The sequence below is a fragment of the Paenisporosarcina macmurdoensis genome (assembly GCF_042658845.1).
Classification (GTDB): Bacteria; Bacillota; Bacilli; order Bacillales_A; family Planococcaceae; genus Paenisporosarcina; species Paenisporosarcina macmurdoensis.
The window spans coordinates 46,700-68,146 of sequence record NZ_JBHSRI010000004.1 but is presented as its reverse complement, the minus strand read 5'-3'; the positions used below and the strand labels follow the sequence as shown (position 1 = coordinate 68,146).

26 protein-coding genes are annotated in these 21,447 nt (G+C 38.7%); 9 read left to right on the top strand and 17 right to left on the bottom strand.

The window, feature by feature from the left end:
- Window positions 1-105: 105 nt before the first annotated feature.
- From ACFPYN_RS05340 to ACFPYN_RS05310, 7 genes are all read right to left on the bottom strand, one after another.
- Window positions 106-429 (bottom strand): hypothetical protein, encoded by a 324-nt coding sequence (locus ACFPYN_RS05340; RefSeq protein ID WP_377732979.1) that lies wholly within the window; start codon window positions 427-429, stop codon window positions 106-108.
- Between the two features lie 77 nt (window positions 430-506).
- On the bottom strand, window positions 507-1,262 hold the full coding sequence (locus ACFPYN_RS05335) for a helix-turn-helix domain-containing protein (protein ID WP_377732978.1): 756 nt from the start codon (window positions 1,260-1,262) through the stop codon (window positions 507-509).
- A gap of 294 nt (window positions 1,263-1,556) precedes the next feature.
- Entirely contained in the window at window positions 1,557-1,820 is a 264-nt protein-coding gene (locus tag ACFPYN_RS05330; protein ID WP_377732977.1) for a hypothetical protein, read from the bottom strand.
- A 12-nt stretch (window positions 1,821-1,832) separates the two neighbouring features.
- Window positions 1,833-2,237 (bottom strand): GNAT family N-acetyltransferase, encoded by a 405-nt coding sequence (locus tag ACFPYN_RS05325; RefSeq protein ID WP_377732976.1) that lies wholly within the window; start codon window positions 2,235-2,237, stop codon window positions 1,833-1,835.
- 44 nt (window positions 2,238-2,281) lie between these two features.
- The gene (locus tag ACFPYN_RS05320; RefSeq protein WP_377732975.1) at window positions 2,282-5,179 is read right to left on the bottom strand and encodes a DUF3427 domain-containing protein; all 2,898 of its coding nucleotides are present in this window, start codon (window positions 5,177-5,179) and stop codon (window positions 2,282-2,284) included.
- An 18-nt stretch (window positions 5,180-5,197) separates the two neighbouring features.
- Window positions 5,198-5,599 carry a (deoxy)nucleoside triphosphate pyrophosphohydrolase gene (locus ACFPYN_RS05315; RefSeq protein WP_377732974.1) on the bottom strand — a complete coding sequence of 134 codons (402 nt, stop codon included), beginning with the start codon at window positions 5,597-5,599 and terminating at the stop codon, window positions 5,198-5,200.
- Window positions 5,600-5,619: 20 nt separating this feature from the next.
- Window positions 5,620-6,048: a hypothetical protein gene (locus ACFPYN_RS05310; protein WP_377732973.1), complete on the bottom strand. Its 429-nt coding sequence runs from the start codon at window positions 6,046-6,048 to the stop codon at window positions 5,620-5,622.
- A gap of 646 nt (window positions 6,049-6,694) precedes the next feature.
- Here ACFPYN_RS05310 and ACFPYN_RS05305 point away from each other — a divergent pair.
- Entirely contained in the window at window positions 6,695-8,176 is a 1,482-nt protein-coding gene (locus tag ACFPYN_RS05305; RefSeq protein ID WP_377732972.1) for a sensor domain-containing diguanylate cyclase, read from the top strand.
- A 142-nt stretch (window positions 8,177-8,318) separates the two neighbouring features.
- Here the strand turns inward: ACFPYN_RS05305 and ACFPYN_RS05300 are convergent, their stop codons facing one another.
- From ACFPYN_RS05300 to ACFPYN_RS05280, 5 genes are all read right to left on the bottom strand, one after another.
- A complete protein-coding gene (locus ACFPYN_RS05300) occupies window positions 8,319-8,675 on the bottom strand; it encodes a YolD-like family protein (RefSeq protein WP_377732971.1) in 357 nt (118 codons plus the stop codon).
- Complete coding sequence (locus ACFPYN_RS05295; RefSeq protein WP_377732970.1) at window positions 8,672-8,899, bottom strand: transcriptional regulator; 228 nt, start codon at window positions 8,897-8,899, stop codon at window positions 8,672-8,674. The genes ACFPYN_RS05300 and ACFPYN_RS05295 overlap by 4 nt, the downstream gene beginning before the upstream one ends.
- A 164-nt stretch (window positions 8,900-9,063) precedes the next feature.
- Complete coding sequence (locus tag ACFPYN_RS05290; RefSeq protein WP_377732969.1) at window positions 9,064-9,237, bottom strand: hypothetical protein; 174 nt, start codon at window positions 9,235-9,237, stop codon at window positions 9,064-9,066.
- Between the two features lie 315 nt (window positions 9,238-9,552).
- Entirely contained in the window at window positions 9,553-9,987 is a 435-nt protein-coding gene (locus tag ACFPYN_RS05285; protein WP_377732968.1) for a hypothetical protein, read from the bottom strand.
- Between the two features lie 245 nt (window positions 9,988-10,232).
- A complete protein-coding gene (locus tag ACFPYN_RS05280) occupies window positions 10,233-10,970 on the bottom strand; it encodes a metallophosphoesterase family protein (RefSeq protein WP_377732967.1) in 738 nt (245 codons plus the stop codon).
- Between the two features lie 140 nt (window positions 10,971-11,110).
- Here ACFPYN_RS05280 and ACFPYN_RS05275 point away from each other — a divergent pair, with 140 nt between their 5' ends.
- The 6 genes from ACFPYN_RS05275 (at window position 11,111) to ACFPYN_RS05250 (ending at window position 16,358) form a co-directional block, all read left to right on the top strand.
- Entirely contained in the window at window positions 11,111-12,469 is a 1,359-nt protein-coding gene (locus ACFPYN_RS05275) for a HAMP domain-containing sensor histidine kinase (RefSeq protein ID WP_377732966.1), read from the top strand.
- A 314-nt stretch (window positions 12,470-12,783) separates the two neighbouring features.
- The gene (locus ACFPYN_RS05270; protein WP_377732965.1) at window positions 12,784-13,458 is read left to right on the top strand and encodes a response regulator transcription factor; all 675 of its coding nucleotides are present in this window, start codon (window positions 12,784-12,786) and stop codon (window positions 13,456-13,458) included.
- A 9-nt stretch (window positions 13,459-13,467) separates the two neighbouring features.
- Window positions 13,468-14,439 (top strand): F510_1955 family glycosylhydrolase, encoded by a 972-nt coding sequence (locus ACFPYN_RS05265; RefSeq protein ID WP_377732964.1) that lies wholly within the window; start codon window positions 13,468-13,470, stop codon window positions 14,437-14,439.
- Window positions 14,440-14,596: 157 nt separating this feature from the next.
- The gene (locus ACFPYN_RS05260; protein ID WP_377732963.1) at window positions 14,597-15,154 is read left to right on the top strand and encodes a TVP38/TMEM64 family protein; all 558 of its coding nucleotides are present in this window, start codon (window positions 14,597-14,599) and stop codon (window positions 15,152-15,154) included.
- 165 nt (window positions 15,155-15,319) lie between these two features.
- Complete coding sequence (locus ACFPYN_RS05255; protein ID WP_377732962.1) at window positions 15,320-15,412, top strand: YjcZ family sporulation protein; 93 nt, start codon at window positions 15,320-15,322, stop codon at window positions 15,410-15,412.
- 166 nt (window positions 15,413-15,578) lie between these two features.
- Window positions 15,579-16,358 carry an alpha/beta fold hydrolase gene (locus tag ACFPYN_RS05250; protein ID WP_377732961.1) on the top strand — a complete coding sequence of 260 codons (780 nt, stop codon included), beginning with the start codon at window positions 15,579-15,581 and terminating at the stop codon, window positions 16,356-16,358.
- A 49-nt stretch (window positions 16,359-16,407) separates the two neighbouring features.
- Here ACFPYN_RS05250 and ACFPYN_RS05245 read toward each other — a convergent pair whose 3' ends face one another.
- On the bottom strand, window positions 16,408-17,073 hold the full coding sequence (locus ACFPYN_RS05245) for a TVP38/TMEM64 family protein (RefSeq protein ID WP_377732960.1): 666 nt from the start codon (window positions 17,071-17,073) through the stop codon (window positions 16,408-16,410).
- Window positions 17,074-17,327: 254 nt separating this feature from the next.
- Here ACFPYN_RS05245 and ACFPYN_RS05240 point away from each other — a divergent pair, with 254 nt between their 5' ends.
- On the top strand, window positions 17,328-17,981 hold the full coding sequence (locus tag ACFPYN_RS05240; RefSeq protein WP_377732959.1) for a plasmid pRiA4b ORF-3 family protein: 654 nt from the start codon (window positions 17,328-17,330) through the stop codon (window positions 17,979-17,981).
- Window positions 17,982-18,071: 90 nt separating this feature from the next.
- On the top strand, window positions 18,072-18,167 hold the full coding sequence (locus tag ACFPYN_RS05235; protein WP_377732958.1) for a YjcZ family sporulation protein: 96 nt from the start codon (window positions 18,072-18,074) through the stop codon (window positions 18,165-18,167).
- Window positions 18,168-18,419: 252 nt separating this feature from the next.
- Here ACFPYN_RS05235 and ACFPYN_RS05230 read toward each other — a convergent pair whose 3' ends face one another.
- The 4 genes from ACFPYN_RS05230 to ACFPYN_RS05215 are packed head-to-tail and all read right to left on the bottom strand — an operon-like array spanning window position 18,420 to window position 21,437.
- Entirely contained in the window at window positions 18,420-18,950 is a 531-nt protein-coding gene (locus tag ACFPYN_RS05230) for a cupin domain-containing protein (protein ID WP_377732957.1), read from the bottom strand.
- A 2-nt stretch (window positions 18,951-18,952) separates the two neighbouring features.
- Window positions 18,953-19,582, bottom strand: a complete 630-nt coding sequence (locus tag ACFPYN_RS05225) for a methylthioribulose 1-phosphate dehydratase (protein ID WP_377732956.1) — start codon at window positions 19,580-19,582, stop codon at window positions 18,953-18,955.
- Window positions 19,579-20,238 carry a 2-hydroxy-3-keto-5-methylthiopentenyl-1-phosphate phosphatase gene (locus ACFPYN_RS05220; protein ID WP_377732955.1) on the bottom strand — a complete coding sequence of 220 codons (660 nt, stop codon included), beginning with the start codon at window positions 20,236-20,238 and terminating at the stop codon, window positions 19,579-19,581. Before ACFPYN_RS05220 ends, ACFPYN_RS05225 begins: the two co-directional genes overlap by 4 nt.
- The gene (locus ACFPYN_RS05215; protein ID WP_377732986.1) at window positions 20,235-21,437 is read right to left on the bottom strand and encodes a 2,3-diketo-5-methylthiopentyl-1-phosphate enolase; all 1,203 of its coding nucleotides are present in this window, start codon (window positions 21,435-21,437) and stop codon (window positions 20,235-20,237) included. Before ACFPYN_RS05215 ends, ACFPYN_RS05220 begins: the two co-directional genes overlap by 4 nt.
- Window positions 21,438-21,447: the final 10 nt, after the last annotated feature.

Sequence of the window (21,447 nt, the reverse complement as noted above, 5' to 3'; positions counted from 1 at the left end):
CATCACTCGCTATGTAGTGATATGGGCAAAATGGCTGAGCTGCGTTATCAAGACGCCAAGCAGTAGGTGACCACCTAGTTGAACAAGAAACTTCGGTAAAATCTTCTAACACTCCATACAAAATTCACCGCATATTCCTTCATGACAAATGATATCATCCATATGTTCCGCTACTCCTTCTGTTCCATCGTTAAACAAGAGATATACATCTTGATCATTGATGAACCGTTCCTTCGCTTCTTCATATGTAATTTTATTTATTTCCCATTCCGTCCAATAAGAATCACTTTTTCCGTTGTTGTACATGTCATTCCATTCGGCCTTACTATAATGTTGATGCAAACAATTATCTGAACAGTAGTAAGCTAACCCACCTTCGATACAATACCCTTGTACTATATTCTGGTTACATTTAGTACATTGCCTCATTGCCTTGGATTCCTCAACTCCTCTTATTTTATAAACGGACTGTCAAAAATCATTGTTTACACATTATTATAATGAAGTTAACTCTCCATTACATCGTTAAACAAAGACGTTACATATATATTCTTCGTCACTCGTACAACCGCCGTATATAAAACGGCATATAGGTTCTTTACGCGTCCACGTTTATACGCGTTTAATACAGAAAGGATCGCGTTAATATAATCGTCTTCATGGTCCTCAAACTTGATCGTTCGATCTATTCGCGCTTTGGCTCGAAGCATAATCCCATACACATAATGCATGGTATTCATGTCGAAGAAAGCGCTAAGAACACGCCCTATTCTTGCAGGTAACTTGGTTAATAGGCCGTTTTTAATAGCGTCCTCCGTATCATATGTATCTTGTATTAGTTTATTAGAAATAAAGGTTTCTTTCTCCATTTTGGCAGACGGAACGCTTGCAGGCGTAGGTTTCTCCGTATCACGGCGAGTTGTCATAGTCGACTGGTCATTAAACGGTAAAATACGAAGAATATTTGCGCCATAGCCTTTTTTGACTCGGCGAATAAACGTTACTTTTTCGATAACGCCCAAATTCACCAACTTTCGAATGGATCTACGTACCGTAGCATCTGATTTCGACAAAGACTTTGCGATGGTTTCTACTTTCAAATGTGCTACTCCTGCATACTTGCATGCATAACGACTAATTAAGGAAAGGACAGCACGATCTGTATTATTTAACTCGCTATAATTGCGGTTATAATGCTTTTGAACATGTTCATTCATCTCAGTGACACTATCAAACGTTTGATACTCCGACAAATAGTACATCATCTGCTCCTATCGCCATTGGTACCCAACATAGTTCGTCTTTCAACTTATGGGTAGTTGGCCTATATTAGCTAACCCCTCTACAGCTAAATGTGCAAAGAAGGCTACGCCTCTATATATAGGTAAAAATGAGTAAATCAGAGACGAAAATTCTGTTCTTCTCAAAATATTTTATGTGTAGTCAAACTCCAATGAAAAAACGCCCCCTTCTACGAATGAATACTCGTAAAAGAAGGCGCTCGATTAGCGCAGAAACTATTCAACTATTGGTATGCGATACAGATACCGAAATCATTATCGACGAGCTGCACGGAAACGACGGAACTGAGCAATCTCTTTAAATAAGAATTGCCAGAATGCAAATGATGCCAGCAACATGAAACCTAGCTTCCACCCTTGTCCCCAATCATTGAAATACACATAATAACTCATCGATGCAAATACCACTGTATAGAAAATAATCCCCCATAACAACGACTCTTGCTTCACATAAAACTTAATCGCAAATAATAACACACAAACGCCTAACAACACCCATTTTAAAGTATCTAACTCCATATATTTCTCCCCTTACACTCCCGATTGCTTCGTATAATTCCGCAGAATCATTCCATGTGCTCGATGCATCCCAAGCTTTTCATAATACCCCTGCAAATTTTCATCACACATTAAGTCAATCATATACATATCGCTCAGCAATTCCAGCATTTTTTTCAAAAGTTGCTGACCAATACCTTGACCTTGATTAGCTGGAAGTACCTCCAAAAACGGAATATAAGCAGACAAAACCCCATCACTGATAGCCGTAACGAATCCAACCACTTGTGCTGATTCCTCATCCACAGCTATAACGACATGAGAGCTTTTTTTAATTAACTTAAGATGAACTTCAGGCGAAGGTGGATTAGGCCAACCAACGAAGAAACCGTTTAATTGATCCTCTTCTATTCCATCAGCAGTCGTTAAATAATTCATATGCGCCTCCAAATGTTGTGTTTTCAAGCGGGAGAAAGAAGAAGTTATACTATAGATTCAGAGCGTAAGTAATGATAAAGCTTATTATCAACCGCATGGTCAAATTGCATATTTATCGTTACAACTGGTAATAACTTTCCATTTTTGTCGGTCATTTTTTCTTCAGTAACATTATTTATATCAGGTTTTGCTTCACCTAAATAGTAAAAATCACTACCTTCGCCATTATCCTTTTTCACAAAAAAGTGAATCTCTGTATTGTTCTTTACAGCATTGATGATCTTATTTACCTCTTGTGAATGTATTGTACGATTACTTCGTGAATACCATTTAAATAAATTTTGATCTATGAATTCATCTCCATAGGCTACACTAGATTCCACTTCATCATGTTTATGATAAGTAACAAAAATTGGACAGGTCTGATGCTTTACTTTATATCCATACATCGTTGAAGATTCATCTTGATCCCAGTTCAACAATTTACAAGCATCTTTTCTTGAGTACTTTTGGAATAATGTAAGTTTTTCTTGGCATTCATAAATATTACTCTTCTTCAATCCGCTATTTACAATATCAATCATCAACTGCTTAAAAAAGCTATTTTCAAGTAAACTTTTATGAATCTCTTCATTAAATTTAATGGTTTCATTCTCTATTGAAATTAAAGGAATTGATCCATATTTCTTTGTATTCCCGCTAGTAAAGAAAGATAGATTTAAAACACGATAGACAGATTTCAAAGTTTCATCATCAGTGCGACATTTATTTTGTAATAAGATTTTTTTGTAATTATCTATTGCTAAATTTCCGTTTTGAACAAGATCCTGAACTAGTAAAATTTCATGCTTTCTCTTCCCATTTAATATTTCTTGCGACAACATTGTCAGTACTTGATTTTCATAGTTATTAATTTGAGAAATTTCTTGCTTTATCTTTTTAAGAAAAGCAAAATAATTTTCATGTTCTGAAGTAATTGCGATAGGATCCAAGGAATTATTAATAACAAAATCGTACAAATATGGAACACGACCAATTCTGTTTTTCAAATTTTCAAATGCCTCTTTAAGCAAAACAAGATTAGTAAGTTTTGTATTATTTATCGATTTATATATATGCTCCCTAGCTATACTTTCGAAAATCACTGTAGAAACACCTTTAATATAGCTTGTGTCTTTTAATTTTCTTCTAATATTATCTTTATTTTGTGATTGATCCCCTGAAAGTGCAACTGGAATGAGATAGTTATTTTTATAGTTTCCGATAAAGTCGATAATAGCTACAAAATCTTTAGAATTATGTTTCCGCAATCCTCGACCAAGCTGTTGAATAAATATAATACTTGATTGTGTTTGTCTTAGCATTACCACTTGATTAACACTAGGAATATCAATTCCTTCATTGAAAATGTCTACAGTAAGAATATAATCAAGTTCACCTTCTTCAAGTTGCTTCACTCTTTTGATCCGTTCTTCCTGAGTATCATCTCCTGTTAAAGCAACCGTTTTATACCCCTTCTCATTTAATCGTTTAGACAGTTCTTTAGCCTCATCTTTTCTACTACAGAACATCAGTCCTCTAACCTTGCTTCCAGAATATCCGTAGTATTCAATTTTATCGATAATATGCGTTACTCGTTCTTCAGTTACCAATTTTGAAAATTGCGCAGTATCATCAATTAGAACTCCGTCTATCTCAAGGTCTGTCACCCCAAAGTAATGAAAAGGACACAACATGTCTTCCTCCAAGGCTTCTTGAAGTCTAATTTCATAAGCAATATTATAATCAAACAGCTGGTAGATATTGAATGAGTCCGTTCTCTCCGGAGTTGCTGTCATACCCATTAAAAATTTGGGCTTAAAGTAATTAATCACTTTTCGATATGAAGCTGCACCTGCTTTATGAACTTCGTCAATCAGTATGTAGTCGAATTCTTCAGGTTTAAACTGGGATAAAGTATTATCTTTTGATAATGATTGAATGGTTGCAAATAAATACTTAGCATTATTTTCTCTTATAGTTCCCGATAAAATCCCATATTCGTCGTCATACCCACCAAGTATTGTCTTGAAATCAGATTTTGCTTTTTGTAAAATCTGTTCTCTGTGTACAATAAAGAGCATTTTTTTAGGAGCATATCGTCTGACATCAAATGCTGATAAATAAGTCTTTCCTGTTCCAGTTGCTGAAATAATTAAACCTTTATCCTTTTCATTTCTAAGAATCTCAATATTTTGTAATGCTTCAATTTGCATCTTATTAGGTGTAATCTTAAGTGCATCTTCAATTGTACTAGGTTTATACTCTTCAAAACCTTCAATTACTTTGTCCATCTTTGTCATTTCTGTTGTTTCCACATAAATTTTTTCGTATTCAGTTATCCATTGGAGTGATAGTTCGCGTGATTTCCCCCATACGTCTTCGAATTGGTTTTTAAAATGGTGAATAATTTCTCCATTTTCATGCGTAGTGAGCTTAATATTCCACTCATAATTTACTTTTAGAGCGTGGCTCGTTAAATTTGAACTCCCTACAATAAGTGAGTAATGTGTTGGATGTTGGAAAATGTAACCCTTTGAATGAAAACCTTTAATATCTGTTAAACGAACCTTTACATTCTCGATTTTCAAAAGTTCTTTAAATACTTTCGGTTGATTAAATTGCAAGAAAGTTGACGTTAGTATACGTCCTCTAATGCCTTTTAATTTTAAATCATGCAAATGAGCCTTCAATGTAGCAAGACCGCTCTCAGTAATAAAAGCAACTGAGAACAAAAAGTTTTCACAGTGTTCAAGTTCATCTAATAATGTTGATAATACATTTTCGTTTTCTGCAGTATTATTTACTAACAATTGTGGTTTGTAAGAACCTGGCGTAATAAAATTCTGATTAATAAAACCTTTTTGTAATGAATCTTCTAAATTACGAAGAAAGTTACCCAATCTTACACCCACTTTACTTTATATATTTTGTAAGTTCTTTATAGTTAGGACTGAAGGAATATCCGCAGGAGCCCACTCTAGATCAATTAGTTTATCGATAGTTACCCATCTCAATTCTGCATGCTCTGTTGCTTTCATTTCTCCAGAATTAATAGAAGCAAAATATGAAGTTAGTTGAATGGTAAAATCCTCATATTCAAAGTATGTATCCTCTACATTTTCACCAACTTCAATTTGGATATTAAGCTCTTCCTGGATCTCTCTAATTAAAGCTGTTTCATGACTTTCGCCTTCTTCAATTTTCCCACCTGGAAATTCCCATAAGTTCGGAAGTGCCATTACTGGGGAACGGAGTGCACATAATATTTCCTTATGTTCATTATGTATTACTGCTGCCACAACATTTATATGTTTCTTCATTAGCTGATCTCCTTTAATGATTACTTATTAAAAAATTTTATTAATTGGGTTTCGCTAGGCATTTGAATCCGAAACTTAAGATCACTATCCCCCATATTAACTACATGAGGATCACCTGCTTCGATTACTTTGAACTTCCAATGTGGTCTTAGCTTTGTCGTGTTTGGCATTGTTTCTCGCAACATCATTTTCTTTTGAAATGGTTGGAGTTTAGCCATCACAAACTTTTCTTTGAATCGTACAAGTAAATAACCCTCATGAACTTTTGGGTTATAGGATTCCATGATGGGTTCGCCAATATCAAACCAATTATACTGATTTTGTACTGAAGGTGATATGACAAAGAAATTACCCTTTCGAAAAACTGTCGTGTTTTTTTCTTGGCGTAATCCCAATTCTGTTATCAAAAATGGCAAATTCACTTTAGATGATTCATGTGCAACTGACAAATGCTCTACCTTCTCTCATATTCTGGTATTTTTAGTATAACGGATCTATTTTATAAGATCCTTATTAGAGTAAATATTCTCACAAATAAAAATACCTCTTTCGAGAGATGACTCCATGATTAATAGCAAAAAACGACCGAAATTGTATCTTCGGTCGTTTCGTTTATGGGAAAATAGGCGACGATTCTATATTGAAACAAAGAACATTGTAAACAGTTATAATTGTCTTTTTTGCATTTGAACTTAAGGTTGATTGAAGTGGAAGGCGGCGACTCCAGCGGGAATAGCATGAGCTGAAGACCCCGCAGGCGAGCTTGCTCGTCGAGGAGACTGAGGCCATGCCCGCGGAAAGCGTCCGTCTGAAACGGAAATCAACCTCTATTAATATAAAAAAGGAACTGCCCTTAGTCATATTTACTTTTCAAAACCATTCCAAAATCATTATCCCACACCATGTAATTTAACCTCAAAAACTAAAAATCATCTCTACACTTCTCCATACATCCTCTTAAACCGGTCATATAACCCTTTTATGGGCAGATTTCCTACTTTTAGAAATTTTATATTCTGTCAATTCTCTATTCTATTACATTATTAGCAGTATAATGTTAGTAAGATAATAGCGTAGAGACTGGGGTGGGTTAACTTGAAATTAAAAGTACAGACGATGTTCATTATTGGCGTTTCTATGATTCTGTTTCTGGCTTTTCTCATGTTAGTAACCCGTCCACTATTAATCCGTGATGGCGATCACTTAGACCGTGAGCGCTTAAATCTGAATATGGACATGGTAGAGAACTATTTTACTTCTGAAAAAGAACAATTGAACAGACTCTCCATGGATTGGGCAATATGGGACGATAGCTATGAGTTTATTGAAAGCAATGATAATAACTATATCGAACGGAACTTGATGGATGCGACATTTGAGAATCTAGAAATTGCGTATATGTTATTTTATGATCAAAACAATCAATATTTAAACGGCGAAGGAATCGAACCCGTCGATTCTGAACTTAAACAAACAGTTCAAAACCTTGTTACTGACACTAAATATCAAGAACTTCCTTTTCTTGTACATACAACAAAGGGACTCGCTCTTATCGATATTGAAAACGTTTATCCAAGTAGTGGAGATGGCCCTTCAAATGGAAAAATGGTCATGATTCGTTTTATCGATAAACCATTTTTTAAAACGTTAGAAAGAGATTTGTCATTGGAGTTAGCAAACTTCAAACATTTCACCAAAACGTCATCGCCAGCAAGAAACATTCAAGTTATTAATAATGAAGAACTTAAAGGAACGTTTTATTTAACTGAGATAAACGGTGGAGATTACGTTGAGATCTCTATGACGCAGCATAGGGACTACTTCCTTCAAAAACTAGATAGTATCAATAACTTATTTATAACCTTCATCGTGATGATTTTGATGATTGTGTTATTAATTTACATCTTGCTTGATCGACTCATCGTTTCACGGGTTACCACCTTGTCGGTACAACTGCGTGACATCCAACAATCACAAGACGGAACAACTCGTCTTGGTTACAGTCGAAAAAACAAAGATGAGATATACGTATTGGAACAAACAGTCAACGACATGATGCAATCCCTTGAGGAATCACATGAAGAAATCAAACGACTCGCATATCTCGATTATTTGACGGCTCTTCCTAACCGCTTCCGCTTACAGCGAGATTTTGAAAGCTATGCTCAATCTTCAGAACAACTTGGCATCATGTTCATGGATTTGGATGGATTTAAAGCAATAAACGATATATATGGTCATGCTGCGGGCGATTCGCTTCTTCAAGCCGTTGCGAGCCGTTTAACTACTTTAATGCAAAACACTCCAGGTATGTTAGCGCGCATAGGTGGCGATGAATTTATCATTTTGGTGCAAAATCAACAACAAGAGGAACTTGCCTCGTTTGCCCAATTGATTACTGACACGATTAGCGAACCCTACCAAATACAAGGACACGACATGCAGATTACGAGCAGTTTAGGCATCAGCCAGCTACCCAAAGATGGCCATTTATTTTACGAACTGCTTAATCATGCAGACACAGCCATGTATACATCAAAAAACAGCGGGAAAAATAAATTCACCTTCTATGAGTAGAACCATCACTTTTATGAGTTTAATCGTCATCTAGTGACTTATGTGGTAGAGAAAGTTCGTGGAGTCATAGCCGTTAGTAATTTGCACATAGAAAAAACCTCTTTAGTGATTGGCTAAAGAGGTTTTTTCTGTTCACTAAAGGTTACCCCATAACAAAGACGCCGACGAGTTCGTCAAGTGGGAGCTGGTGGATGCCGTATGGATCTTCGTAGCGAAGGTGCTGGTTGTTGGCTTGCTTGATAATACCGCGATGATAGTGGAGTTTGCCGTTTTTCCACGAGGTCAGTCGTGTTTCCATTTCGCTAATGAGTGCACGTTCGATTTCTTCTTGCATCGTGTCGTAATCGAATTCATCCAGTTCTGGTTTTTTCACCTTGTCGTAATCTTCTTGCCATTTGCGGAGTTCGGCCACGTGCTCTGGCAGCATCATGGCCGTCCACTTAATCTTGCCGCGATCTTTCAGGTCACCATCTACTTTTAGGCCACGGTTGATTTTCATGAAATGACGTCCTCCCTTTCTCTTCGAATAACTGGAACGGCTGCTAGGACATTGTCAAAGTAAAAAGTGCGTTTGGCCTGCTTGGTAAAACAGTACGCTTGAAACGTGTCTTGGTAGGTTTTAATAACTTTCACACGACGTTTAGTGATGTTCCCGTCCTTTGCAAGATAGACCATTTCCAAAATATCTTGGCGCTTCATACCTTTCACAATGGTGTCTTTCATTCAAGCCGCCTCCCTTTTCTTTATTATATGCGAACGCATGTTCTTTTATCAATATTTATTTGTTGGCAATAGGTGGGAGATGCTTTTCATCTTTTTTGTAGACATCAAAAAAACAGCTCCTATGTAATGAGCCGTTTCACGTGTGCTTTAGTAGATCCGATTATTTACATGCCTCTGTTATCTTTTAGATTTCGAACCTCTTCTTCTAAATCCCTTATTCGTCTCTCTAAATCACTGTTCGGTTTTGACTTTTTTGATACCGACTTGAAGATAACAATGATGACTGCTATTAATACGATGTAAAAAATAATCGGTGATAATCCAATAAGAGTATCCATTTAAATTCCCCCTCTTCCTTATTTTACCTAGTAATTAGGTATTTGAAAGAAAAATTTCAAACTAATTCCATTTTAGTGTTGTTTCCCGAACATATATTATTTTGAATTAACTGTTCGATTTCGATTTATTTGAAACTAAGATGATCGTGCCAATGATGACCGCTGCTAGCACCATAAAGACAGCAATACCTGCTAATAAAAATAGGCTATTCATGTAAACGCTCCTTCCTTATTTACGAACTCCAATTCCCATAATTGAAAATAACCCCTGACAGCATTTGAAGCTGAAGGGGTTATTTTTCATTTATCATACCATTAGTCTTCTTTATTAAAAAATTGAGTTAGTTGGTTTTTACTTGGATTTTGAATTGGATAGCTAAGATCACTATCCCCCATGTTAATAATATATGGGTTGGTTGCTTCGATTACTTTAAACTTCCAATGTGGAGGAAGCTTCGTTGTAGAGGATTTTGTTTCGGTTACCATCATTTTCTTTTCAAATGGTTTTAGTTTGGCCATTAAAAATTGTTCTTTAAAGCGGACTAATAAATACCCTTCTTGTTCTTCTGAGTCAAATAACTCCATAATGTTTTCTCCAACTTCAAACAAGTGATTCTTATTTTGTACAGACGGAGAGATAATAAATAATTTTCCTTTTCGAAAAACTTTTGTATTTCTTTCCTGGCGCAAACCAAGGTCATGAACTAAAAAATCCAGATTTACTTTTGATGATTCACGAGCAGTAGTCATAAAAATTTCACTCCTTAAATTGTCATCTGCTGCTTCAATTATATCCCAACTAAGGGGTTACATATGAATTTATTATAATTATCTCACAAATTACACTATTAATGAATGCAAGGTACAACCAAAATCAAATCATTTTTAATTTTCACTAGATGAGAGACAGAAAAAACGACCGAATTTGTATCTTTTGTCGTTTCTCTTATGGCATTAATTGATGATAATTCCTTACCAAACTCAACTACCCATTTTTATTCGCCTACATAAAACAACTTAAACAGAATCTCTCGTTGAGGAACTTGCAAACGCTCGAACTTTTCTAGAAACGCGGCTTTGTCATAAAGTACTTGATGGATCGTGACTTCCGCTTCCTCTCTAGATGCATCAATAATGCCAAATGAGGCAGTTTCCCCTTTTGATACACCTAATGCTCCAGGGTTTAGGTAGGTCTTGCCATTGGCTTGGAATAGATGTTCAGGATGGTGGTGACCAAAACAAATGATATCCGTGGGATAATCGCCAAACATCATCTCCATGTTTTCTAAGGTGGGCTCTAAAATTGTATAAAAAGGTTCATCTTGAATATGGAATTGTCGTTTAGTTTCTTCTATATGATAGTGAATACCCAAAATTCGGGTGCCATTTAGTTCTTTCTCAAGCATTCGAGGCAATGTTTTGAGTTTGGCAACATGTTGTGGATGGAGACGACTGGCTATCCATTCGTGGTGCTCGCGTGTGTGTTTGTAGCTATCGGGGTGCCCTTCTCCTGCAATGAGTGACAGAATGGCTTCGTCGTGATTGCCGGTAATCATCTGGACATCCTCACGTGCAAATAGGATATCGAGTACTTCGTTTGAATCAGGTCCCATCGCAATCATATCCCCAAGACACCAGATTTCTTCTATATCCGCGTGTTGGTCGATTTCTTGTAAGACCGCTTTTAGTGCGGGTGCATTGCCGTGAATGTCGGTGATGATAGCTAGTTTCATATATGTCAGTCCTTTTAGTGATTTTATATGGTTATCTTACCTCTTTTAAAGCATTTTGTTGTGTATGTGGTGCTTTTCTGCACAGTTTTTTCATATTTTTCGTGTACAATTGGGGCAGTTAGTAGAGGACGGTGTAAAGAATGAATCGCATTTCGATAAAGTTGGCAGCGTATTTTTTGTTGGCTGTGTTGATCCTAGAAGGATTGCTGATGGTTTATTTGCATCGTACGATAGTTACTTCGCAGGAAGAAGCACAGTTTGCGCAGCTGCTTGAGCGTGGAGCCAATCATCGAGATGTATTGGAGGATTTCTATTCTGAAGAAACATTGATGCATATCGAACTGATGGAATCGAATCTTGAACGTCAAGTGGCGATTTTGGATGCCGATCGTCAGTGGTTTGCAGGTACAGACGCTTCGAAAAATTTAACGAATCAGTTTCAGCAACAGGTGGCATCTGCACCTGCGCGAGACTCCGTTGTTGTCGACGATTGGAAACAGGAAAATTATATCGTGACGCTTCATCCGTTTGAGTCGAATACCGGGCAACAAGGATATGTAGTTATGTTTGAATCCACTACATCTTTACATACTTTAATGAGCAAGTTAAATACACATTTCGGCATTGCAGGTGTAGCGAGTCTATTGATATTATTCGTCTTGTACTTATTGTTATCACGTATTATTACGCGTCCACTTATTCGCATGAAAGAAGCGACGGAACGTTTGAGTACGGGAGATTTTCGTGTGAAGTTGACGCATAAGAGTCGAGATGAGCTAGGTGAATTGTCGACGTCTATTCAAAAGTTGGCTGATGACCTCGAACATACCCAAAAAGAACGTATGGAGTTTCTCGCAGCCATTTCCCATGAATTACGCACGCCACTGACTTATCTATCTGGGTATTCTTCCGTCTTAAAACGCGATGATTTATCCGAACAAGAACGTCAACGCTATGTGTCCATTTTAGAGGAAGAATCCGCTCGGTTAACGGAATTAGTGAAGAATTTGTTTGATTTAGCACAGATGGATGAAACCACCTTCACCATTTCAAAAGAAAGTGTTCAAGCTACTCCCTTCTTCTCAACTGTTTTACAACGGGTCAAACATTCTTTTGAGTTAGAAGACAAACATCTTGAACTGTCTATTCGTGAAGATTTCGAGATGGTAGTTGACCCCGTTCGTGTCGAACAAATCGTAGTGAATTTACTAGATAATGCACGTAAATATTCCCCTATTCATTCGATCACACGCTTGGATGTATATGTCCAAGATGGGCACACGGTTATTCGAATCGAAGATGAAGGCATCGGTATTCATACGCGTGATCATGAAGTGATTTTTGAGAAACTCATTCGTGTTGAAAAGTCGCGTTCTCGTGAATACGGTGGCGCTGGTCTTGGACTGGCCATCGTCAAAGAGTTGGTTGACGCACACGGAGGACGTATTGAAGTGATTAGTGATATAGGAAAAGGTAGTATTTTCACTGTTATTCTATAAAAGAAAAGCGCGACATGACATGAGGAATTGGTGTCTTTCTCGGGAGGAATGATGTCCTCCTCCAAGCGAATGGACGATAACACAAGCTGAATGGACGACAAGCTACAGTGAGTGGACAATCACACAAGTTGAATGGACGACAAACCACAGTGAGTGGACAATAACTCAAGTTGAATGGACAACACCACAGCGAGCGGACGATCACACAAGTTGAACGGACGACAAGCCAAAGTGATTGGACAATAACCAATCTTTAAGTCCGAAGATGTCTTTTTAAGAACTCTATGAAATGATATAAGAAACGAGGTGAGTGAATGACCACATTTTTGTGTATCGATGACGAAAAACGCATGTTGGAATTGCTCGAACTATTTTTAACACCGCATGGCTATCGTTGCCTGACAAGTGACGATGGTCAAAAGGGCTTGCACCTTTTGTCTACGCAGGACGTCGATTTGGTCATACTAGATATCATGATGCCTTTTATGAATGGCTGGCAAGTATGCGAAGAAATTCGTCAAAAATCGGACGTTCCTATTATTATGCTGACGGCGCGGTCTGATAAGAGCGATGTCGTCAAAGGCTTGAAAGCTGGTGCCGATGACTATATCGTTAAACCGTTTGACGAACAAGAACTGGTAGCTCGAGTGACCGCGGTATTAAGGAGGACGTCTTCTTCTGCGGAGTCTTCGGTATTAGTGCGAGATGGTTTTATTTTAGATTTAACTGCTTATACGTTTCAAATGAATGGTCAAACACTTTCGCTTACCTTAAAAGAATTTCAGTTATTGGAGACATTTATGACTCATCCGACTCGCACATATACACGTGATCAATTACTCGCAGTCGTATGGCCAGACCGTGCCAGTACGGATTCACGGACCGTCGATTCACATATTCGCAATTTGCGTGACAAACTTAAAACTGCTGGATTTCCAACGTCCGACTATATCGTGACGGTTTGGGGAATCGGCTACAAATGGAAGTGAGTGAAGAACATGAAGAAATGGATGATTATGATAGGACTGCTCAGTGTAACGCTTGCTGCCTGTTCATCAAACGAGACAACAAAAGAAAAAACAGAGGATAGAGCCACTCAAGACACTCCCGTCGCTCCTTCAGAAGGTTTTTATCAGGAAGCAACGGATGTAAAAGTGGACCATATTCACGGACTCGGCTACCCTGGTGCTGGAGATGCTTTAATGATTGCCAGCCATAATGGACCTCTTCTCTATGAAGAAGGAACGTGGAAAGAAACCACGAGCGAAAAACACGATTATATGGGCTTTCAGGCGGTTGCTGATGGATTTGTTTCAAGCGGTCACCCAGAACCCGGATCCGATTATGAGAACCCTCTTGGTTTACTGAAAAGTACCAATGTTGGAGAATCATTTAAACAATATGCGTTTGCAGGCGAAATCGATTTTCATTATTTAGCGGCTAGCTATCATACAGATCGCATCTTTGTCTTTAATGAAATGCCTGCCGACAATTTAGATAACGGCTTCTTTTATACAGACGATTATGGCCAAAAATGGACTACTATGGACATGAAAGGCTTTGAAGCCGATATGATGTCCAATATGGCGGCACATCCAGACACACCCGAAACTGTTGCGATTGGCACAGAACGAGGGTTGTACCTTTCCACGGATGCAGGCCAAAGCTTTTCACTGTTCAAGGAAGACATGTACGTGACCTATGTGACGTTAAGTAAAAATCACGCGTACGTAGCGGAGTTAATAGATGATAAGGTGCAGTTGGTGCAAATTGACCTTGCTTCAAAAGAAGCAAACATTCTTTCCGTTCCACAACTGACGAAAGATAATGCCGTCACTTATATTGCTACACACCCTACAAATGACCAAGAAATATCGATTGTCACCATGCAAAATGATGTCTACCAAACGACTGATAGCGGGGCTACATGGAATCAATTACTGACGCGTGGTGAATTGACTAAAGAGTAGGTGCTCAAGCTTGAAGCAATATGCTTAATAAACGGCTACGAGCTAAGCAAGATGAGTAGTCATCTTGTTTAGCTTTTTAGTATCCAAATACCCTCACCATTGTTGAGTTAAATCGTGCTACTATAAATGCATCTTAGTTTTGGTAAGGGAGATTTCTATGGCAATAATTGAATCTTATATGGCCATGGTTCCTATTCCTGTGGCTATATTGGTAAGTGTACTTGTGAATATCGTGATTAGTATAATTGGTGTCCTTCCGAGTGCATTCCTGACAGCCATCAATGTCACGGTATTTGGTTTTTGGGGAGGTTTTTCAGTTTCTCTTATTGGAGAGATTGCCGGAAGTTTGGTGGCCTTTTTGTTATATCGAAAGGGCTTTCGAAAGTTTGTAGATCATCGGTCGAAACACACACCACGCATGAAAAAGTTGTTAGATGCATCTCCTCGAGAAGCCTTTTTGTTAGTGATCGGCTTACGCTTAATGCCATTCGTTCCTTCTGGATTAGTTACGCTGTATGCTGCGGTCAGTAAGATGCGCTTTGGTTCCTTCGCAGTGGCGAGCAGTATGGGGAAGGTTCCAGCTTTATTAATCGAGGTTTCTACCACGTATGCCGTTGTAAAATGGCTAGGTATTGGACAATTCATTGTTTTTGGGTTGGCAATTGCTGTCCTTTTTATGGTTTGGATTAAGATGAAACAAGGGCATTCTGTCTAAAAAAACTTCGTTTTTATGCCATTTCTTTCAACGATTTCACTCCATCTTTTCTAGCGATATCATAGTTTTAGACCTATTTATAGAAGAACCCCATGACGATGCCCCATATGTCGGATGTTAGTTTGCGTATAATACAACATCTTACTGTGAATGGTGGTGTTAACTATGGGTTACGAAAAAAACAATGGATCTTCATTCGCTCTGTTGGTGGTTCTTTTCATTTTATTGATTATTGTCGGAGCTGCTTTTCTTTACTAGTTAAAATAATCACACGGAAGAGAAAACCACTCCCCACGCACGCCGAGAGCGCGAATAAGCGCTCTCATTTATTTTTGAAGCTCTTCTGAGGTAGTCGCATTGGACAAGTTAATGGAGGAAAGTTTACATAATCATCATGTGGGAAAATGAAAGTAGAGGTGACCTGATGTCGACATTTACTAGTAATGGCACGATTTTAACATATGAAGAACACGGAACGGGCGAGCCATTTGTTTTGTTGCATGGTTTAACTGGGAATCGCCATATGTTTGAAGAAGAAGTAAAGATTTTCAAAAAGTATTTTCGCACCATCGTCCTTGATGCACGTGGACATGGTGATTCTGAAAAACCGTCTTCGTATACATTGGATGATCATGTCGCCGATGTACTTCGCTTACTTGACCACTTAAAAATCGAAGAAACGCATTTACTTGGCGTTTCGATGGGTAGTTACATCGCGCAAGGTGTGGCCATTGCTTCACCCGAGCGTGTCAAGAAATTGATGTTAGTGGCAACGAAGTCACAAGGCAAAACGTCTTCGATGGAAGCCCTCTTTGAAAAACACGCAGATGACCTTGAAGGATTAGACTTTTCGGAGAAAGTGCTCAAAGTATCTCCATACATTTTTCATGATTTAGGAGCTGTCGGCAAGTGGAGTTACAAAGCAGGACAACAAACTCCTTCCTTAACACCTAAAGAGGTTTCGGTCGCTAATGAGGCATTAGAAGGATTTGATTTCAGTGAAGATTTGTATCGAATCACCGCAGAAACGCTCGTTATTAGTGGCGTTCATGACGGTTTAAACCCACCAGATGTAGGTCGCGAAACGGCGAGGTTAATTCCGAATGCTACGTTTGTGGAATTTAATCAATCTGGACATGCTCCAAATGTCGAACAGCCCTTGTTATTTTTAGATTTCATCTTAGAGTTCGTTGATCAAAAATGAAACGTGATACACAAATACCCCCACTCGCTAATTGCGAACGGGGGTATTTTCAAGATAGCTTACGCTTTTTTCGAACAAGTTTAAATAAGTAATATGCTAAAATGCCTCCGATTAACACTACCCAAATAAGAGTTTCATCTAATTCTTCCGATAACAGTCCTGCTGGAATTAATGCAAGGGCGAAAAAGTAAAGGAAGTTTCCAATCGTTGTTGCGAAAACAAACGGCCAAATCCGCACCGTACTAAGTCCGCCTAAAATATTGACCAAACTGGTGGGCACTAAAGGAAATATCCTGGCTTGAAAGACATAAGCGAAGCCATTCGCTTCAATTTTTTCAAGTAATTCGGGTTTGAATTTTTCAATTAAGCGCTCTTGAAATAAATATCGGACACCATAAAACACAGCAATTGCCGCAACTATACTCGAGATCCAACTCCATAAGAAACCATTGATGAAACCAAACAAGGTAATATTAATGCTTATCACCAATAGTAAAGGAAACACGGTAAATGAATTTTGAAGGATCATAATCACTAACATAAACAGAACGGCATACAGCATATTGTCATCTAAAAATTCTTGAGTGGCTACGATATCCCGATTGACAAGAAGGATAATGATTTGTCGATTCATAATTAAAAAAATGAGCAACAGCAACAAACCGCCCCATACCAACCAGTTTCTATGTGTAATCTTGTTGAAGGCTTCTTTCATTTGTCACCTGCTCGCTTTTTAGTCATGGTCAACTCTATATTTTTCACGACTTAACTTTTCTTTAATCATATCATGTTTTGTTATGTTCTTTCCTCTTTCAATCTTCACTAGTTTCTATCAGACACCGTGACAGGTGCAACAATTACTCGAATTTGACCACTGCTCATTGACCACGCTACTATATTCGCAGGAATTCGGAATGATGGACAGTTATTGTGTTATGATGAAAAAAATTCTGAAGAAGAGGTGTTTTGATGAAAGCCTACCAATTTCTTATCACTCTAGATCACGTACAACCAAAGGTATGGCGACGGGTTATCGTGCCCGCTACACACGATTTTTATGATTTGCATTCCGTCATTCAAACCGCTGTCGGTTGGACGAACAGTCACCTGTTTAATTTCCTCATCGAAGACTCCATTAACAACAGAACCATTGAACTTGTTGCTGATGAAGAATCTGTCGCAGAAAATTTCGAAATGGTTCAACATTATATGAAAAACCCTCCTGAAGAAGGGTCTTATGCGGAGAAAATGTATAAACGAATGATTCGCAAGCAATTATTGCTCGCACGTGATGTGGATTTAACTCAACACGTAAATGAGTCACCCGAGTTTCGCTACATGTATGATTTTGGCGACGGCTGGGACCATGAAGTGGTATTGGAAAAAGTCATAGACGACTTCGACTTTGATTATCCTCAAGTGTTAGAAGGCAAAGGTACTTGTCCTCCTGAAGACGTCGGTGGACCACCTGGTTATGATGAATTCAAGCGTGTCATAAAGGATAAAGAAGATCCTGAGCATACATCTATGAAATCATGGGCAAAAAGCCAAGGCTATCAAAAGTTCAACTTGTCGAAGGTCAATGAACATTTAAAAGAAGAGTGGGAAGTTATTTGCGAATGATTTCTTCTCTATGATTATTGCTTAGTACCCGTATCTACTTTTAAAAAGTGCATATGTTAAAACATCCTTCCTAAAAAGGTGGTGTTTAGCATGGGTTACGAATACAATAATGGCGGTTCTACATTTACGTTGATCGTTGTTCTCTTCATCTTATTGATTATTGTCGGTGCAAGTTTTCTATATTAAGTAATTTTGATTAACCCTCAAATTTTACTATGACGCCGCCCCTTTCTTCCCCAAGCGTGCGCCACAACTACGAAAGACCTGACTCCCACTGAGGTGTCAGGTCTTTCGCGTGTGTCTGAGAAGACCTATTGTCCGTACCCGAATGGTCGAAAAGTGGTCGTGAGTGGTCGGAAACCGGTTGTGAATGGTCAAAAACTCCATGTAATTGGTCAGAAACGACACTCAACTGGTAGGAAAATTAGTCCCCTTTATTTATGCCACAGTTTGTTTCTCGTAAATAGGTACCCAGCCTTCTGTTGTGACGAAGATGCGCACCGCTACTACTTTGCGGTCTTCCATTAGCGTAAAGTAGTGACGTACGTTTTCAGGAACCGAGATTAAGTCTCCTGGATGAAGTTCCACGTCGAAGAATTCGCCGTCTTCCGATTGAATGACGAAAATGCCATGCCCACTCACAATGAAACGCACTTCGTCGTCCTCATGATGGTGCTCTTGTTGGAAATTTTTTAGCAGTTGCTCTAAGTTCGGTGTTGATTCTGAAAGTGAGATGACATCCGCTTGTTGGTAGTTACGACGCTCCGAAATATCGGCAATCTCGATGCCAAATGCTGATAAAATTTGTTGTTTTTCTTCATCTGTTAAATTGAATTTTTCACGCAGTTCGGCCGGAAGTTTTTCTATGTTCCATTTTTCATAAATAACGTCGTTGCTATTTAAAAAATCGATTACTGCTTGTTCTTCTTCAATGCGTTCGTTTGATGTGTGTTTACGAATAAATGCCATAATTAAAAACTCCCCACTACATTTTTTATTGTTGCTACTTTGATTTGATATGAGAATAAAAACTCCCACGCTTCCAAGATTTTTTTCGCTTCAAATGCATCTTTTCCCCACACGGTAATTCCATGATTTTCAATGAGAATTGCCCCACTGTCACCATTTACATAGCGATCGAATTGTTCGGCTAGAGTCGGGATGTGTGCAATGTTCGCGATAATCGGAATGCTGACTTTGGCGTCTTGCTCCCATGAACCGAGAGCTTTGATAATTTCATTTCCCGTGAATTCAATATGCGTTTCGTTTTTGTACAGTTCTGTAATCACATTGTTATCAATGGTATGCACATGAAGAACGCAGCCTGCGTTGGTTTTATTATAAATTTTTGCGTGCAGCAATGTTTCCGCGGAAGGTTTCGACGTTGTGTCCTCTAACTTTTCTCCATTTGAATCGACTAATAGAAAGTCGTGATTCGTAAATTTACGTTTGTCTTTTCCAGAAGCTGTGACTAGAAAGGTAACGGGATCATTCGAGACTTTAATCGATAAATTACCACTTGTTCCAAAAAACCAATCGCGATCGGCTAATTCTTTTTTGATAGCTGCCAGATCGCTCCAACGCGAAAAGTACTTGCTCATGTGTGTACCTCCAATTGCTTTAAAATGTGAATGACATCGTAAAAAGTTTCAAATGACTCAAACGCAATGTCGAGTTCTACGCACTTTTCACTGAGGAAATCGCGTGCAATGACTTGGTCCGCCAGTTTGGCAGCTTGTAGATCGGTAATGGAATCGCCAATGACGATTTTATATGTGTTGTCTTCACTCAGTTTGCGTATGATAGACGGTTTACAGCAGCCACAACCATTTGAACAAAGTTCATCACATGTGTGTGGCCACTCGATGGAAATCATATCACCTGAGAAATCTGCGACATTGCAATAAATATGGTCTTCAGACATGTAATCTTTCAGCAATGGTTTGACGAAGAAATCAATGCCCCCTGATACGATAAAGAGTGGAATCTGTTGCGACTTCGTATACGCAACAAAGTCTTCAAAACCTTCGCGAATTTGTGCCTGGTCGAGGACAAATTGCGTGATTTCATCTTTTTGGTCCGTTGAAAGCAAGTTAAATAGTTGTGTAACACCTTGTTGAATGGATATTTGTTGGCCAAGAATTTGGTCTTTTATCGGCTCCCATTCAGGTGGTGCGAACTTTTTCATGATGGCCATGATATTGTCTTTAGTTGTGATGGTGCCATCAAAATCACAAAAAATAACTGGTTGGCTCATCGGACTTTGTCACCCCACAATTCAAGTGCTTGTTGAAGTTCTTCGTTTGTTTGTGCAGCGTCTGATAATGTTTTCTTTGAAAGTGTGGCATCGACCGCTTGTCTGAATGCCTTCCCACCTGCTGCAGAACCTGCTGGATGCCCGTGCACTCCGCCCCCTGCATTAATTACCGAGTCAATTCCAAAATCTTCGATAAGTTGCGGTACCATTCCCGGATGGATTCCCGCTGACGGTACAGGAAGTGTTGGTTTGACGTAATCCGGTTTCGTTAGTGATTCCACAATCTGTAGCGTTTCGCTTTTTTCAAGAGCCACACTTCCATATGGCGACGGGAATAAGGAGAAATCCGCGCCTGCAAAACGAAGTAATTTGCCTAGTGCGAGTTGGTTTGACAGCCCATACTGTGGAGATGGTGTGAATGCTCCTGAAACAGCCGGATGCGCCATGATTGGAACAGTGATTTCCCTATCTTCAGCTAAACTATGAAGCGTATCGAGTCCATATGCATAGACATTAAACAACAACATGTCTGCTCCGAGCTCTGTTGCACGCTTCGCTTTTTCTCTTAAGTCAAATGTTCGACCTGTTAAATTCACAGCGTAGCGTGTGCGATGTCCCGTTTCCGAGTAGACTTTTTCAAGTACTTCGCGACCTTTCGTAATCCGTTCTTCAAAAGGCGTTAAGTCGTTGTCGAACAAAATCTCATCGTCTTTCACAAAATCCACGCCACCTCTTGCTTGTTGTTCAAGTTGGTTTAGTAAAAAAGATAAATCTTTGCCAAGGATTCCTTTGAAAATACTCATCACAAATGGTCGATCTTGTACACCCGTCCACTTGCGAATGCCTTCAATCCCAAACTTAGGTCCTTTGAAGTGAGTAGCTAGCTCCGCACTAAACTCCAAATTAAGTAATTTGATCTCTCCATCAAGCGATAGTTTGCCAAAAGTCGTCGTTAAAATGGCAGGTAAATCGGGACTAAAATTTGCAGCAGGATAGGCAATTTGAATAATTCCTTTCGTGCGCTCCTCACCTAATGCTTGGACAGATACGACGCGCCCTTTATGTTTCTTTAATTGTTGTTGTTCGAGTTGAGGCAAGTCCGTCCAAGAACCAACTGTCAGCCCAAGTGCGATGCCTTCCGCTTTTTTCTCTAAATTTCTTACGTTATGAACTAAATAACTCGCGATTACTTCACTCAATGTCGTCACC